Source organism: Collinsella sp. Sow4_E3 (assembly GCF_052116285.1).
Classification (GTDB): domain Bacteria; phylum Actinomycetota; class Coriobacteriia; order Coriobacteriales; family Coriobacteriaceae; genus Collinsella.
In genome coordinates this window covers 57,256-72,831 of the sequence record NZ_JBQKLJ010000001.1, presented here as the reverse complement: position 1 = coordinate 72,831, position 15,576 = coordinate 57,256, and the positions used below count along the sequence as shown (strand labels likewise).

General features: G+C 61.2%; 14 protein-coding genes. 3 read left to right on the top strand and 11 right to left on the bottom strand.

Annotated elements, in window-relative coordinates; all coding sequences use genetic code 11:
- The first annotated feature begins 167 nt into the window (after nt 1-167).
- Nucleotides 168-1,631, top strand: a complete 1,464-nt coding sequence (locus ACTQ48_RS00275) for a M20 family metallopeptidase (protein ID WP_441040755.1) — start codon at nt 168-170, stop codon at nt 1,629-1,631.
- 140 nt (nt 1,632-1,771) lie between these two features.
- On the opposite strand, the gene ACTQ48_RS00270 is transcribed toward ACTQ48_RS00275, so the two are convergent.
- From ACTQ48_RS00270 to ACTQ48_RS00220, 11 genes are all read right to left on the bottom strand, one after another.
- A complete protein-coding gene (locus tag ACTQ48_RS00270) occupies nt 1,772-3,007 on the bottom strand; it encodes a zinc-ribbon domain-containing protein (RefSeq protein ID WP_441569849.1) in 1,236 nt (411 codons plus the stop codon).
- A 150-nt stretch (nt 3,008-3,157) separates the two neighbouring features.
- Nucleotides 3,158-4,180, bottom strand: coding sequence for a YitT family protein (locus tag ACTQ48_RS00265; RefSeq protein WP_427747673.1), 1,023 nt, complete (start codon nt 4,178-4,180; stop codon nt 3,158-3,160).
- Between the two features lie 207 nt (nt 4,181-4,387).
- Entirely contained in the window at nt 4,388-4,909 is a 522-nt protein-coding gene (locus ACTQ48_RS00260) for an Asp23/Gls24 family envelope stress response protein (RefSeq protein ID WP_154514821.1), read from the bottom strand.
- 44 nt (nt 4,910-4,953) lie between these two features.
- Nucleotides 4,954-5,331: a DUF2273 domain-containing protein gene (locus ACTQ48_RS00255; protein WP_427795557.1), complete on the bottom strand. Its 378-nt coding sequence runs from the start codon at nt 5,329-5,331 to the stop codon at nt 4,954-4,956.
- Nucleotides 5,324-5,869, bottom strand: a complete 546-nt coding sequence (locus ACTQ48_RS00250) for a hypothetical protein (protein ID WP_441015154.1) — start codon at nt 5,867-5,869, stop codon at nt 5,324-5,326. The genes ACTQ48_RS00255 and ACTQ48_RS00250 overlap by 8 nt, the downstream gene beginning before the upstream one ends.
- Nucleotides 5,870-6,034: 165 nt before the next feature.
- Nucleotides 6,035-6,841 (bottom strand): YebC/PmpR family DNA-binding transcriptional regulator, encoded by an 807-nt coding sequence (locus ACTQ48_RS00245; RefSeq protein WP_154514825.1) that lies wholly within the window; start codon nt 6,839-6,841, stop codon nt 6,035-6,037.
- A gap of 165 nt (nt 6,842-7,006) precedes the next feature.
- Entirely contained in the window at nt 7,007-9,190 is a 2,184-nt protein-coding gene (locus ACTQ48_RS00240; protein WP_441569848.1) for a DUF6020 family protein, read from the bottom strand.
- A gap of 145 nt (nt 9,191-9,335) precedes the next feature.
- A complete protein-coding gene (gene lgt, locus ACTQ48_RS00235; RefSeq protein WP_154514827.1) occupies nt 9,336-10,157 on the bottom strand; it encodes a prolipoprotein diacylglyceryl transferase in 822 nt (273 codons plus the stop codon).
- A gap of 109 nt (nt 10,158-10,266) precedes the next feature.
- Nucleotides 10,267-10,545, bottom strand: coding sequence for a NifU family protein (locus ACTQ48_RS00230; protein ID WP_427718265.1), 279 nt, complete (start codon nt 10,543-10,545; stop codon nt 10,267-10,269).
- Nucleotides 10,546-10,733: 188 nt separating this feature from the next.
- Nucleotides 10,734-11,258 (bottom strand): deoxycytidylate deaminase, encoded by a 525-nt coding sequence (locus ACTQ48_RS00225; protein WP_154514829.1) that lies wholly within the window; start codon nt 11,256-11,258, stop codon nt 10,734-10,736.
- 88 nt (nt 11,259-11,346) lie between these two features.
- Nucleotides 11,347-12,198: a type III pantothenate kinase gene (locus tag ACTQ48_RS00220; RefSeq protein WP_154514831.1), complete on the bottom strand. Its 852-nt coding sequence runs from the start codon at nt 12,196-12,198 to the stop codon at nt 11,347-11,349.
- A 306-nt stretch (nt 12,199-12,504) separates the two neighbouring features.
- Between ACTQ48_RS00220 and ACTQ48_RS00215 the strand changes: the two genes are divergently transcribed.
- Both ACTQ48_RS00215 and ACTQ48_RS00210 read left to right on the top strand, forming a co-directional pair.
- Nucleotides 12,505-14,208: an OPT/YSL family transporter gene (locus tag ACTQ48_RS00215; protein ID WP_441569847.1), complete on the top strand. Its 1,704-nt coding sequence runs from the start codon at nt 12,505-12,507 to the stop codon at nt 14,206-14,208.
- 209 nt (nt 14,209-14,417) lie between these two features.
- Nucleotides 14,418-15,557 (top strand): DUF389 domain-containing protein, encoded by a 1,140-nt coding sequence (locus tag ACTQ48_RS00210; protein WP_441015161.1) that lies wholly within the window; start codon nt 14,418-14,420, stop codon nt 15,555-15,557.
- Nucleotides 15,558-15,576: the final 19 nt, after the last annotated feature.

The window sequence follows — 15,576 nt, the reverse complement described above, 5'->3', positions numbered from 1 at the left end:
TTCAAGCTTGAAAGCCGCATCCAAGGCTGCGTGCACAAGCAATTTGGACCTGTCAAGGTTACGGAGGTATCCATTTCTACCATTTCTGCCCCGTCCCCAAGTGGCAGGTGGCATACTGGAAAGAGCCTGTACGATTTTGCGATAAACCAGCAAGGAGCAAATCGACCATGACGAAGACCAAGGCACAGCAGATTATGGCAGCGACCGAGGCCCGCGCGGCTGATGACGTCACCGCAGCCATCCAAGATATCGCCGCCGAGTTTGAGCCCTACATCATCAAGCAGCGCCGGCACTTCCATAAGCACCCGGAGCTGAGCCTCGCCGAAGAGCGCACGACTTCTGACATCGCCAACCAGCTCGACGCCATGAATATCCCCTACGAGCGCCCGCTTAAGACGGGCCTGGTGGCGACCCTTCGCGGCACCGCACCCGACGCCTACCGCGAGGACGGCACGCCGCGCCGCCGCATCCTGCTGCGCGCGGATATCGACGCCCTACCCGTCACCGAGCAGACCGGCGAGGAGTTCGCCAGCGTCAACGAGGGCTGCATGCACGCCTGCGGCCACGACTGCCACATTGCCATGATGCTCGGCACGCTGCAGATCCTGCGCCATATGACCGACGACATCCACGGCGAGGTCCGCATCGTCTTCCAACCCAGTGAGGAAAACGGCCAAGGCGCCAAACTCATGATCGGCACGGGCGTGCTCGACGGCGTCGACGGCGCCTACGCCGCACATATCTGGAGTGAGGTCGACGCCGGCACCGTAAGCTGCGAGCCCGGTCCGCGCATGGCCAATACCGACTGGTTCCGCATCGATGTCCGCGGCACCTCGTGCCACGGCGCCATGCCCCAGCGCGGCCACGACGCCGTCATGGTGGCGGCAGAGATCGTCAACGCCCTGCAGACCATCGTTTCGCGCGAGATCAGCCCCTACGAGCCGGCCGTCATTACCGTCGGTGAGCTGCACGGCGGCACCGCGCGCAACGTTATCGCCGGTACCGCCTACCTCGCCGGCACGGTGCGCACCTATGGCGATTCGACGCACGAGGAAATGCCCGAGCTCATGCGCCGCATCGTAGAGCACACTGCGGCGGCCCTGGGCGCCGAGGCTGAACTTACCGACTACACCATCGCCAACTACAAGGTCGAAAACGACGTCGCCTCGAGTGAGCGTTGTCGTCAGGCCGTGGTCAAGTGTCTGGGTGCAGCCGGCGAAGGCCATTATCGCGGCACGCTTTCGGGCGAGGATTTCTCGGAGTACCTGCGCCGTGTACCGGGTGTGCTTGCCTTTGTGGGCACGCGCAATCCCCAGATCGGCGCCACGTACGCCCAGCACTCCTGCTTCTATAAGATCGACGAGAGCGTGCTCGCCAAGGGCTCCATGGTAGCCGCTCAGTATGCTATCGACTTTTTGGCCGAGCCCACGCAAGAGGAGCTCGACGGCCCCGCTATCGCCGCAGTCGCCGAAACCAATCCCGATCTGGCAGCCAAGCTACGCTCTGCCAAGGCAACGGCCGCCGAGGCCCGCGACGCCATGCACGACGCCCGCACCGCCCGCCATGCCGCGATCAAGGGCATCCACGAAGCTCGTGCCGCCGCTCGTCACGAGGAGAAGCACAACGAGTAGTCGAATCGCGACCATCTCGCAGCCGTAGCCACATCGCGATGTCAAAGCGGGGGCGGACGTTTCGACACGTCCGCCCCCGCTCATTCGTCAAGCACTATTTCTACCATTTCTACCCCATCCCCAAATGGCAGGCGACAGGGCTACTCGTCTTGCGGGTCCTCGTCGGAGCTTGGCGCGGGCTCCGTCGTGGGCTCGGACTCCGTCGTGGGCTCGGACTCCGGGGCAGACTCAGGCTCGGGCTCAGGCGCGACATCCGGAGCGCTGCAACCCGAAGGAGCGGACTTCTTCTCGAAGGGCAATACAAACGTCAGGACGTCGTCCTTATCCTCGTCGGCCCACTCGCTTGCATAACGTGCGACCCAATAGCCAACGGCACGGTGCTTGAGCATCTTGCCAAAGACCGTTAGAAATACGGTGACGAAAGCGATCAGCACCAGGAACAGTACGAGTGCGATGCCACCGCCGGTAACAATTGCCTCAATACCCGTAGGACGATAGTGGTAGCTATACATACCGACAGAGGCAATGGCGCCAAAGACGGCCGTCAAGATCCATGTGACAACGTTGGCGACCAGGCCCGTCAAAAACTCGGGAAGGAATGAAGCGCAAAACAGCTTGGTCTTATTGTTCTTAAAGGCCGCCCAGACCTTGTCGAGCGAAAACGCGCTCTCGACGCGACCGGTCACCGCAAAGTGCATCACGGCAATATCGGCGAACATCTTAAAGAAGACTCCCAAGACCGCCGTGGCAATCATAGCCAGGACAAGCAGGCCAAGCGAGCCAAACAGCGCAGTCTCGAGCGCAGAAGAGCCGTAATACGAATACGAGCCCGCCGCGCCAATTACCACGCTCTCCACCAGCGAAAGCACTACACCAATAACGGGAATGGCAGCGATAATCTCGAGCACGACCGAAATAACGCTCGAAAAGACCCCGAGGCCAAACGATGTGGAACGCATCAACGGACGATCCATGCCGTCATCGATCTTAAGCGACAGGTCGCGACCCCACTCGATGCCAAAGCCCGAACCGCACACACTCGCCACGCAGGCGGCCAAAAAGCCGATGGCAGCTGCAATACCGCCGATAACGGGAATGAACAGCACGAGCACCGACACGACACAGATAAGCGCCGGCAAAAAAGCAATCTGGCACACGCGCTGCAGCACGCCCGGAGTCTTGGTCATGTCTTGGAACGCCTGAGCCACACAGCCCTTTGGCGCATTCGCCACGGGCGGTTGCGGAACAAACTGCTGGGGCTGAGACTGTCCCTGGGGAGCGGGGCCAGCGGCCTTGACCTCGGTATTAGGGGCACCGCACACGCCGCAGAACTTGTCGTTATCGCCCATGGGGGCGCCACACTGCGAACAGAACATCGAAATCATCCCTTCGTATCTAGAGTGAATCACCTGGATCGCAAACGACGTCTTTGGCAACATTATCGCGCAATGTGGGGACAAATACCCCAAGATGACCGATTTGAAACGTAGGCGGCTTTATTCAATGGTTCGAAGGGTATATCCGCGCTAGTTCGTGCCGCGGAAGCCCTTGCCCACGATCTCGGAGCTGTCAACGATCGTGATAAACGCATCTGGATCGATATCGCGGGTATAGCGGCGCAGTTGCACTGCTTCGCGACGGCTCAACACGCTCATAATCACTGTGACGCAATTGCCCGAGAAGGCACCGTAGCCGCGGCTGATCGTTGCCGTGCGGTTGAGATGCTTGACGATAAACTCCTCGACTTTGCGCGGTTCGGAGCAAATAATCGTACAGACCTTGCGCAAGTGAATGCTCTCGATGGCCTTGTCGACCACAAGCGTCTTGGCAAACAGGCCGAGCACGCAGTACAGGCCAACGCGCGGACCGTACAAAAAGGCCGCGATGGTCACGATGCCGATATCGACCAGTAGCAAGGCGCGTCCGATCTCGAGCGTCGTGCGACGCTTGAGGATCATGGCAAGGATATCGGTGCCGCCCGTCGAGGCGCCAATGTCAAAGACAATGGCACTGCCCAGCGCCGGCAAAATCACGGCAAAACACAGGTCGAGCCACATATCGCCCGTCATCGAAACATCCGTCGGAATGAAGAGCTCAAACAGCGAGACGTAGGCCGAAAGCGCAAACGAGGCAAAAACGCTCCAAAGGATTGCCTTGCGCTCCAAAAAGATAAAGCCCAAGACGACGAGAACCGCATTGATGATCCACATAAAGACGCCGACGGGCAGAGTCGGGAACAGCGTGGAAAGAATGACCGACACGCCCGAGGTTCCGCCGAAGGCAAAGTGATTGGGGGTTTTAAAGGCCACGATGGCGAACGCCGTGAGGATCAGGCCCAGATTGAGCTCGGCGAAAAAGCGCGGGAAGCCCGGCTCCTGGCTGCGCTTGCGGCCGGCACGCTCGCCGCGCTCGATATCGGCGCGATCGACCACGCGCTCCATCGGCACCACGGGAGGACGATGCACCTCCTCGGCGGCACGCGATGCCGCCTCTGCCGCGGCGGCCTCAATCGCCCATGCCTTGCTTTCTGTTTCGTGCTCGTCGGCCATTACGGCAACCCCTCGTTAACAATTTGGAAACAATGCGCCCATTAGGGTAACGCGGAACGCGAAGATTGCAACCCTAAGTTAGACGAGCGGAATGACTACATCGAGGGCATATAGAAAACGGTCGACCGCACTTTTGCTTGCGCGGTCGACCGTTTAGCGTTTTCGCAGGTAAAACCTATCGAAACAAACCTGTCCCTATTTGGTAGGTTACTCGTGCTGGCTGGTGCGATGCTCGTACTCCTCGGGGGTGATGACATCCTCGATGCGCAGGTTGACGCCTGCCACCTCAAGGCCGGTCATCGCGGCCAGACGCTCGGTCACGCGCGCCTTAACGTCGTCGAAAATCGCGGGTGCGTAGGCGCCGTACTCGATAATGACGGAAATGTTGACGACCACGCGGTTGTCATCGGTGACCTCGACCGTCACGCCCTTGGTCAGGTTCTCGGCACCAAACTGCTCCTGCACAAAGTGCATAAGGTTGCCCTTCATGCCCAGGACGTGCGGCACCTCGCGGGTGGCCATGGCGACGATCTTCTCGATCACACCGTTGGAATAGGTCAGCGAATCCTCGGACTCGTCCGCTTCCTCGTCATCCTCGTCCGCATCGTCGGCGGGCTCGGCCTCGACGAGCGCCCCGTCCTCGAGCGTTACGTCCTCAGCCTCGGCGGCGACGGTCTCGTCTGCCTCGAGCTCGGTATCGGCCACATCGACCTTCGTGTTAAAAGCCATGGTTCCTCCTTATGCCCACCGCGCACGCGGCGGTCGAATACATACTAGCGGCCGCTAAACAGACGGCCGAAGAAGTTGACGATCCCGTTCTCGCCGTCACGGATCTGGCCAATCACGGCGCCGATCAGCACAAAGAATGCGATGACGAGTGTGTCCCATAGGCCGAGCGTGAGCACCAGCACGGCGAGCACAAAACCAGCGACGGCCCCGAGCGTGGTGTTGGGATGACGGACGGCATAGCTCCAGATGGCCGCCCCCGTACCCTTAATGAGACCCATGGCCTCGTCAAAGTCGTTGGCGGCGCTGTCGTGCTGCTCGCCAGCCTCGGGGGTGGTGTCGGCGGACTCGCTCGCCGGCGTAGCGTTCTGGTCGATCGTCAGGCGCGGGGTGCGGACGGTCTTGTCTTGATTGGTATCACTCACCGGAAACCTCCACGGTCTGGACGGTAGTCTTGGACGGCAAAAAACGGACGCGCGCGGTCGTGCCCGGCGTGCCGAGCATGGTGTCGCAGGCCTCCTCGATACGTTGCTGCATCGCGGTTGCAAGGGAGGCCACGTCCCGGTCATCGAGCGCGATGGCGTCGACCTTAAAACGGACGAGCGATTCGTCGGAACCCTGCACGCGCGCCTCGACATGCTCGACCATCACACGGTCGTCGCGCTCTGCCGCGGCACGGGCGCACGAGGAAAGCGCTGCGAGGGTGACCTCGATGTTGCGCTCCCCCGCCGGATGCACGCAGGACGGCTCGCGACGCGCGAACATCAGGCGGAAAAACCCGATGAGCACGCCAAGTGCCACGATGGCGGCGCACACCGTGACGACGACGCGAGGCATGGTGTCACGCAACAGCAGCATAAAGCGATACGTATACGGTCCCCAGAACTGGCAGACAAGCGTGCCCAGCGCCACGATGGCGGCGGCAAGGTACACGGTTGCTAGGGCTCGTTTGAGTACGCGCACGCGCGCTCCCTTCAGGTTTCGGTCCACAGAATGCAAAACGATTCGCATCATTATAAAAGAGCCGGGTCCGGTGCCATACGCACGCGGATCCGGCTCATCTATTCCACGAGGCTTGTATGCTCGCTTCATTATGCCCAGATATGCACGGCTTAACCCGTGCAGGCGCTACTCCTCCTCGAGGGCAGCGATAACCTCGTCGGTCATGTCCATGGTGCTGTAAACATCCTGAACGTCGTCGAGCTCCTCGAGACGGTCGATGAGGCGCTGGACCTTCTTGGCATCGGCTCCGGAGACCTCGGTCGGGGTGGTCGGAACCATGGTGGTCTCGGAGCCCTTGACCTGGATGCCCTGCTCCTCGAGCGCCTTGGAAACAGCCATGACGTCGTTGGCGGCGGTCCAAACGATCCACTCCTCGCCGGCGTCCTCGTAGTCGTCGCCACCGGCCTCGGCGATAGCCATCATGAACTCTTCCTCGTCACCGGCAGCACCGTTGGCGATCATGGTCTCCTTCTTGGCGTTCTCGTCCAGGATCTCCTTGGCGACGACGATCTGGCCCTTGCGCTCAAACTGGAAGGCGACGGAGCCAGAGGTGCCCAGGTTGCCGCCAGCGTGGGAGAAGGCGGAACGGACATCGGCGGCGGTACGGTTGCGGTTATCGGTCAGGCAGTCGACGTAGACGGCAACGCCGGCGGGACCATAGCCCTCGTACACGATGTTCTCGTAGACGGCGGCATCGGCACCCGAACCGAAGGCCTTGTCGATAGCGGACTTGATCTTGTCCTTGGGCATGGACTGAGCCTTGGCCTTAGCAACGGCAGCGGCGAGGCTGGCGTTGTTCTCGGGCAGCGGGTCGCCGCCGAGACGGGCAGCAACGGTGATGTTGCGGCTCAGCTTGGAGAAGAGGGCGGAACGCTTGGCGTCCTGCGCGCCCTTACGATGCTTGGTTGTGGCCCACTTAGAGTGTCCGGACATACGTGTCTCCTATCGGTTTCGACCTAAAGCCCAGCGCAGATGCTCGGGCAATATAAACAAACGTCGTTATGATATACCTACTGGCCTGCGAGATAAACCCCAAAATGAAGGCGTCGTGATGATGCAGCCCCTTGGTGCAAAGTAACCTGTCCCCTTTGCACCAAGTTAGAACCAGAGAAGGTCGCTGCGGGTGATGGTGGCGCCGATGGCGAAGGGCATGCAGGCGATGACTGGATACAGGTAGCGCATGTAGGTCGAGCCGTTGCAGGGACCGATCAGGCACACGGCGAGCACGCCCAGCAGCGGCACCCAAATGGCCAGCCCGCGCCACGAATGACGACGTAGCAGATAGACCACCACAGCGATCATGATCCACACATAGGTGGCCGAGCTCATGGTGAGCGAGATAAACGGGATGCGTTGTACTGCCACGCGGTACAGGTTGATCAGGTGGTCGCACCAGCGCACAACCTTGCTATCGACCGGATGGAAGTCGAAGTACTTGAGGTTATCGGGCTTCGCCATGATCTCGGCACTGCGCGCCGTGCTGTAGACCCACGCATCGCGGGCACTCGGATAAAAGTAGCCGTAGTAGTTATTGATGAGCGCCGAGATATAGCACTCGGGATCCTTTTTGAACATCTGGGCCCACACCTCAAAATAGGCCTTGATGTCCTCCTGCGAGGCGTACTCGTTAAAACAGTTTTTTACGGCATCCGACTTGTCGGGGTTGTAGCGGCGGCCCAGATTCTCGTACTTGAGCACCCGATCGATCGCAGCGCGTTCCTTATCGGTCACCAGACCGTCGCAGGGAGCTTCCTCAATCGTGCCGTCGTCTTTGACCTTGGGGTTAACGCCCGAATTAAGGCCGTCGTGCTTTTGGACGAAGCGCGCCGTCTGTTGAAACGGAATCGAGAGGATCTCGCGCTTGGAGCCCGGCGTGATATCGTGCGCGGGCATAAAGACCTTGGTAAAGTACATGTTGGAGGCAAGGCAGAGCACGAGCACCGCGAGAACGCCGGCCCAGCGGAAGCGCGGTGTGGCGCATGAGGGTGCGACGCCAGACTGTTTGACCACGCGACGGGCCACATGCGCGTCCCAGGCGCAAAACGCCGCCGCAATCACGCAGGCCGCCAACGGAAAGACCAGGCCGCCATTGCGCAAAAACGTGGAACCCATGGCGCCCAGCACGAGCAACAGCCAGTCGTGGCGCGCAAAGAGCACAGGCGTGCGCTCGCCCGCGCGCTCGGCATTGACATCGCGACGGGGCAGGCCACATGCCACGAGCTTGACGGTCTGAACGAGCAGTACCAGAAACGCATCGGCAAACAGTACGTCTTTGGTCAGCAGCGCCGCGTAGTTGGAGAACATCGGCATAAACGCAAAGAACAGCAAGATGACGCCGCGGACCGGCAGGCTCACGCCCAGCTTACGCAGCGACGATATGGAATAGGCCACGCAGGCGGCCGTGATGACAAATTGGGCGTAGGTGTAGATGGTAAGACCCGCATTGGCGCTATTGAATAGCGAAAGCCCCAGTTGCACACACGAGCCGATGATGGCCGTGTGCACCACCGGATGATGGCCGTTGAGCAGCACGTTGGGGTTAAGAAGGCGCAGGTAGTCGCTCGTGCCGTTGGGGTAGTTGAACCATTGGCGAATCTGCGCGCCCGTATCTCCCATAAAGAGGCCGGGCAGCGAGGCGATAAGCGTGGGCGCCCAGACAATCATGAGCACAAGAAACGGCCCAACAAAAGGATGGACCGAGAGCACGGCGTGGGTAACACGCCACACGCGGCCAAAATGCGCCTCCGAAAACGGAATGCGGCGAGAACTCAACCAATCCAAAAACTCAAAAGCCAGATAGAAGGACACAATCGCCAGAAGCATCCAGCCCGCGCCGCCAATCCAGGCGCAGATAACGCGCGCCTTGTCGCCCAGCACAATCTCGGCCGAATCGGTGAGGTCGTAACTGCGGCCGAACACCATGCAGACGGCAAAGAATAGCGATGGCAGCACGACCGAGGGGCGCCAAGCGTCACCGCGGCCAAAGAACACATAGCGAAACGGCAGCGTGAGCAGGCAGGCTAGCGCGAGCAGCATCACAGCGTCGGTATGGCCGGCAAATGAGAGGAGTACCTCGTAGCACACGTAAAGCATGCCCGAGGCCTTTGGATCGATCGCCAAGACCGCGTTGCTCGACACCGGGGCGGGATCGATGGAAAACGCCGTGGTCGCCAGCAGGGCGAGCAAAAATGCGACGAGCGTCTGCTTGGCGGGATAGCGCTTAAACCAAACGATGCGGGCGGCGTCGCGCGCAGCCGTTGTGGAGAGATCGGAATCCTTCACAGTCCGAAAAGCCTTTCTAGAAACCTGCCAAAAAGGGACAGGTTTATTTTGGCAGGTTTTATCTGGGGAAACGTTACGGTTCTGTCATCGTTGCCTGGCAAAACCACCACAAAGGTGCCTCTCCCCTTTGTGGTGTATGTGGTGGTTAGGCGTCGAGATAGATGCGCTGGGGACGGTTGCGGCGGAGGGCAAAAATGATGAGCGCCAGGCCCGCAATCACGAGCGGCAAACTCAGCAGCTGACCCATGGTGATGACGCCGCCCAGCAGATAGCCCAGCTGGGCATCGGGCACGCGCACGAACTCAACGAGAAAGCGGACGATGCCGTACCCCATCACGAACACACCCATAAACGTACCCTGGGGCAGCAGCGGTTTTTTGCGGCTGAGCACCTGCAGAATGCAGAAGAGCACAATGCCCTCGAGGAATGCCTCGTAGAGCTGGGATGGATGGCGCGGCATATCGCCCGCGGTGCCGCCAAAGATCACGCCCCAGGGCAGATCGGTCGGCTTGCCCCACAGCTCGCCGTTGACAAAGTTGGCGCAGCGCCCCAGGCACAGGGCCAGCGGAGCACCGATAACGGCAAGGTCGGCGATGGTCCAGGCGTCGAGTTTGTACATACGGCACACGAGCACGCCGCCGATGATGCCGCCCACCAGGCCGCCATGGAAACTCATGCCGCCTTCGTTGGTGGCAAAGATCTCGAGCGGATGCGCCCAGTAGTAGCCGTCACCGTAAAAGATGACGTAGAACAGACGGGCGCCAATGATGAGGCCAAAGACCACACCAACCACGACACTCATCAGGTCGTCGACCGTAATGTCAAAACCCCAACGACGCTGCGTTCGGTACATGACGACCGCCGTGAGCAGAGCTCCGACCACATAGGCCAAGCCGTACCAGTAGATGGTGATGGGCCCCGCCGAAATGGCGACAGGATCAAGCATATGGTAGAGGTCGTTGAGCATATCGGTCCCCCTGCTCCCTACATACAAATGCGGCCGCGGGCCTTTCGCTCGCAGCCGCACATTTGGGCATGACGTCTATGCGGAGCACATCGCCCGCAGCTTTCGCTTCTCAGAACGGCGCATACTCGTCGTACAGATCCTCGACCTCGCCGGAGGCATTGACCTGCTCGACACGCGTAACGCCGGGCACGTGCTCCTTGAGGATACGCTCGACGCCCATGGAAAGCGTCAGAGCGCTCATGGGGCAACCGGCGCAGGCACCCTGGAGCTCCAGCTTGACGACGCCCTCGTCATCAACGCCCATATACTCCATGTCGCCGCCGTCGGCCTGCAGGTTGGGGCGAATCTCTTCAAGAACCTTCTTAAGCAGCTCTTCGTTAACAGCCACAGGGGCTCCTTTCTCACAATAACGCGGGCGCGCCCGCGGACAGAGCTATGTTACTACAGCCATGTACCCGCTCGCGAGCCGTCCATGCGCGCGGACACGACTTTCACGAGCAGTTAATTTGACAGTCACTTTGGGACGGGACTTAATTAGCCGCTTTTGTCAACGCCCGGCGCTCGTACACGCTGCCGCTACTGCTGCGTTTGTTCCCCGGTACCAATGTGGACATCGACGATAACCTGGCGGAAGCTAATGCCACAGGAGTCGAGAATGCGGCGACTGATGCGGCCGTCGTCGGTGTCGGCGTACTTATTGTCCAGATAGACAACCTCGCCCACACCTACCTGCGCCAGGATTTTGGCACAGTCGTGGCACGGGAACAGCGTGACGTAGACCGTGGAACCCTCAAGGTCCTTGAGCGAGCCGCGGTAGTTGAGCACGGCATTGGCCTCGGCATGAACTACGTAGTTATGCTTGTCCTGCAGCGGGTCATCGCTCGTGCCCCACGGGAAAAAGTCGTCGTTGAGCGCCGAGGGCGTACCGTTGTAGCCCACCGAAAGAATGCGGTGGTTGGTGCTGGCGATGCACGCGCCCACCTGCGTATTGGGATCCTTGCTGCGGCGCTGCGCGGCGATGGCCACGCTCATAAAGAACTCGTCCCAGCTAATAACGTCGCGGCGCTTGCCCGACGCGGTTTGATGAAGATCGTCCGACATGGCAGACACCTCCGAAATCGAAATAGTTTGGCCCATTGTAGCAGGTGAAAGGCGGGGCTGTTTCCTCCCGGCGCCGACGTCCTTGGCTTTATGCGCGGCGAGGCTTTTGGTTGATGCGGTACAGCTCGGCGAGACCCCGCAGCGTCAGCGCGTCGTCTACCGTCAGGCTGTGGCCGACCAACGCCGCGAGCGCCTCGGCATCGTCGCCGGTGATGACAATGGGCACGCTGCCCTCGCCTGCCGCCTTGGTCGAGCGCATCTCGGCAAGCACCATGTCGAGCATGCCGTCGATACGGGCCACCTCGCCCAAGACCACGCCCGAGCGCATGGCCTCGCGCGTGTTGCGACCGATCACATGCGTGGGTGCCGAGGGCTCGACTTGCGGCAGGCGCGCCGCAGCGGCCGAGAGCGAGCGAGCGCCGAGCGCCAGCCCCGGCGCGATAACACCGCCGACAAAGGTTCCGCGCGCATCGATGACCTCGATATTGGTCGTAGTGCCCAGGTCGATCACGATGCACGGAGAGCCGTAGACGGCACGGGCCGCCACGGCGTCGGCGATGCGATCGGGACCGATCTCGGCCGGGTCGTCGTAGTGCACGGGCATGCCGGTCTTAAGTCCTGGCCCCACGGTGAGCACGCGCCCCGTGCAGGTACGGGAAAGTGCCGCCTTCCACGGGCGCTCGAGCGCCGGCACCACACAGCTCAGCACTGCTGCCGCGGGAACGAGCACACCAGGCATGCCCGCATCGGCTGCCAGTGCGCCCATGACCCGCGCGAGCCTCATGCGCGCCTCATCGGCCGTAATGCTCGGCGGCGTCGTGATCTCGCACGTCGCAAGCGGGCATTCCTGCGCCGCGGCCGAATCCTCGGCAAACAGACCAAAGCGAATGAACGTGTTGCCCACGTCGACCGTCAATATATATGCGCACCCATTAAGCATCGTCGGCGCTCCTTTCGTCTGCCCAGCAGTATATCGCCTACCCGAACCAGCCATCCCAGGTAGTCATTTTGGGACGGGGCTATTTTAGCTACCCCAATATGTCGGTTGATATTTGCCCCAATCCCAGATAATTCGTCGACTGTCAAAGGGTAGCTAAAATAGCCCCGTCCCAAAATGACTACCTTGCCGCTATACTGATGCGCGGTCGTGCGCGAGCTCACGCGACGGCCCTTGGTAACCCGACTTCCCGCGCCGTATCCGTAGCGGCGCTTGCGGGGGAAGCGGATATACGCAAAGGAGTTCTATATGGGCAATCCCTCGAACCGCACCTCTATGCGCGGTCAACTCACGCTGCGCGGCGTCGTCATCGGCGTCCTTGGCTGCGTGATTATCACGGCAAGCTCGGCCTACACGGCCCTCAAGATGGGCGCCCTCCCCTGGCCGATCATTTTCGCTGCCGTCATCTCGCTGTTCTTCCTTAAGCTCATGGGCAATGCCAGCCTCAACGAGGCCAACGTTACCCACACCATCATGTCCGCGGGTGCCATGGTCGCCGGCGGCCTGGCGTTTACCATCCCGGGCGCCTGGATGCTGGGCTATGCCGACCAGATCAGCTGGCTCGACATGTTTATCGTAGCGCTCGCCGGCACCATCTTGGGCCTTCTGGCAACGGCGCTCATCCACCGTCACTTTATCGTGGACGCCGCGCTGGAGTTTCCTACCGGCAACGCCGCAGCCCAGACCCTGCGTGCTACCGAGGCCGGCGGCAAGACCGGCAAGCAGCTCTTTGGCTCCATGGCCATCGCAGGCATCTATAGCGTGCTGCGCGACGCCCTGGGCGTGGTGCCCAGCATGCTGTGCACGCTCAATATCCCCGGCGTGACCTTTGCCATCTACAACTCGCCCATGTTGCTGTCCATCGGCTTTTTGGTGGGCTTTGCCCCCGTCGCCTTCTGGTTTGCCGGCGCGCTGCTGGGCAACTTTGGCATTATCGTCGGCGGCACCGCTGCCGGCCTGTTCGATATTGTGACCGCGCAGGGTATCGTCAAGTCCTTAGGTATGGGCCTTATGATGGGCTTTGGCGTCGCCGTCGTCCTTAAAGACATTCTGCCGCAGGTCGCCGGTATCGTTCGCGGTCTTGCCGCCGACAGCTCCACCGACACCGACGAGCAGTCGCTCATCTCGGGCTCGCTTAAGCTCGACGCCGGCATCATCGGCCTGGGCACCGCCGCCATCGCCGTGATCATCGCTATCGCGCTCGACCTTGGCCCCGTCCCAGCCGTCATCGTCACGCTGTTCATCTTTGTCACCACCATCATGAGTGCGCAGAGCTGCGGTCAGACGGGTATCGACCCCATGGAGATCTTTGGCCTCATCGTCATGCTCATCGTAGCGGCCTTCGCGCAGCTTGCGCAGGTCAAGCTGTTCTTTATCGCCGGCATCGTGGCCGTGGCGTGCGGCCTCGCGGGCGACGTCATGAACGACTTTAAGGCCGGCGCCGTGCTGGGCACCAACCCGCGCGCACAGTGGATCGGCCAGGCCATCGGCGGCATCGTGGGCGCACTGGTCTCTGCCGCCGTCATGGTCGCGCTCGTCACCGCCTATGGTCCGGACGCCTTTGGTCCCGACAAGAGCTTTGTGGCCGCGCAGGCAAGCGTAGTCGCCACCATGGTCTCGGGCATCCCGAGCGTGCCGTGGTTCGCAGGCGGTTTTATCGCCGGCATCGTCATGTATTGGCTCGGCATTCCGGCCATGATGATCGGTCTGGGCGTGTACCTGCCGTTCTACATGTCGCTCACGGCCTTCTTGGGCTCCTGCGTCAAGCTCGCCTACGACAAGTGGGCAGCCCACCGCGACGCCGGTGCCGGTCTTTCGGGCAAAGAGAAGGCTTCCAAGGATGCTGCCTTCCAGGAGCAGGGCCTGGTCGTCGCCAGCGGCCTGTTGGGAGGCGAGTCCGTCGTTGGCGTTATCCTGGCGTTTGTCTCCGTCGGCCTGAGTCTGCTGGGCTAAACCCAACAACAATGTACCCGTACAGAGCGCGGGGCCGGAGACCATCCGGCCCCGCGCTCTGTATCTGTCGAAACACTCGGCCGCAACCGCATTTGACGTCCCCCTTACCTGCTCGTCTAAGTTTCACGTCAAGATGACCGCCCCGCCCGCCACGGTGTAGAGTACATGCTGCGAGCGCACCCGCGTTCCTGCGGCAATACGAGGTGGACATGGAACTCGACAAACAACAGATCAAGCGACTACGCAAACGCCATCACCGGCGCCACGGCATTCGACCTGCCCATAGTGAGGCCCTGGAGAACACCGGCCGCTTCCTAAAGCGCGCATTCAACATTCGCGAGGGTCGCGCGCCCTATCACGTGATTCGCAAGCGCTTTGTAAACGGGGCGCGGCTGACCGGCTCGCACTTATGCATCCTCATCATCGCCATGCTCATCGCGAGCATCGGCCTCGATATCGACTCGGACATTGCCATCGTGGGCGCCATGCTCATCTGCCCACTCATGGGATCGGTCCTTGCCATGGCATATGGCATCGCCACGCTTGACCGCGAGATTGCCGTCGAGGCCGTCGCCGGCCTCGCGCTACAGATGGCCTTTTGTCTGATCACGTCCACGCTGTATTTTAAGCTCTCGCCCCTTGGCACCACCACGGCCGCCATCATCGACAACTCGACGCCCACTGTGTGGGACCTTGCCGTCGCGCTCGCGGGCGGCTTTGCGGGCGGGCTGGGCAACTCGCGTGACCAGGAACCTGCCACGCTTATCGCCGGCGTGGCCGTGGCGACCGCGCTCATGCCGCCCCTGTGCGCGGCGGGCTATGGCATCGCCATTGCAAGCGGGTCACTGTTTCTCTCGGCGCTTTATGAGTTTGGCATCAACGTGGTCTTTATCGCACTGGCTGCCGAAGCCGTGCTGCTTCTTTTGCGCGTGCCGCTCAAGCGCGACCTGAACGGCGACGGTATTGTGACTGCTGAAGAAAACGCCGAGGTCAACGAGCTATCGCGCAAGGTGCGCCGCCGCATCATCGTGGGCACGGTGATCTTTGCCATCCCCTGCATTATTATGACGGCGGGGTCTATTGGCTCGGCGCAGGCCGGCGTGCAAGACGGCTACGGCGTCACTGAAACCACGCGCGAACTTGCGGCGGTGCTGCCGGGCTTTAAGGATTACACCGTCGCCGTCGAGACCTCGGCTACCGAGGGCGACAAGGAGGGCGTTGTCGAGCGCCAGACTGTCGCTCGCGTAACGACAAGCGAGACGCTCGGGGCGCACGACCGTCGTGTTGCCCGCAAGCTCATCGACCTCAACGTACCCGAACTCGATCGCGTGGAGTTTGACGTGAAGTGATGCGGAACGTGAGGTAGGC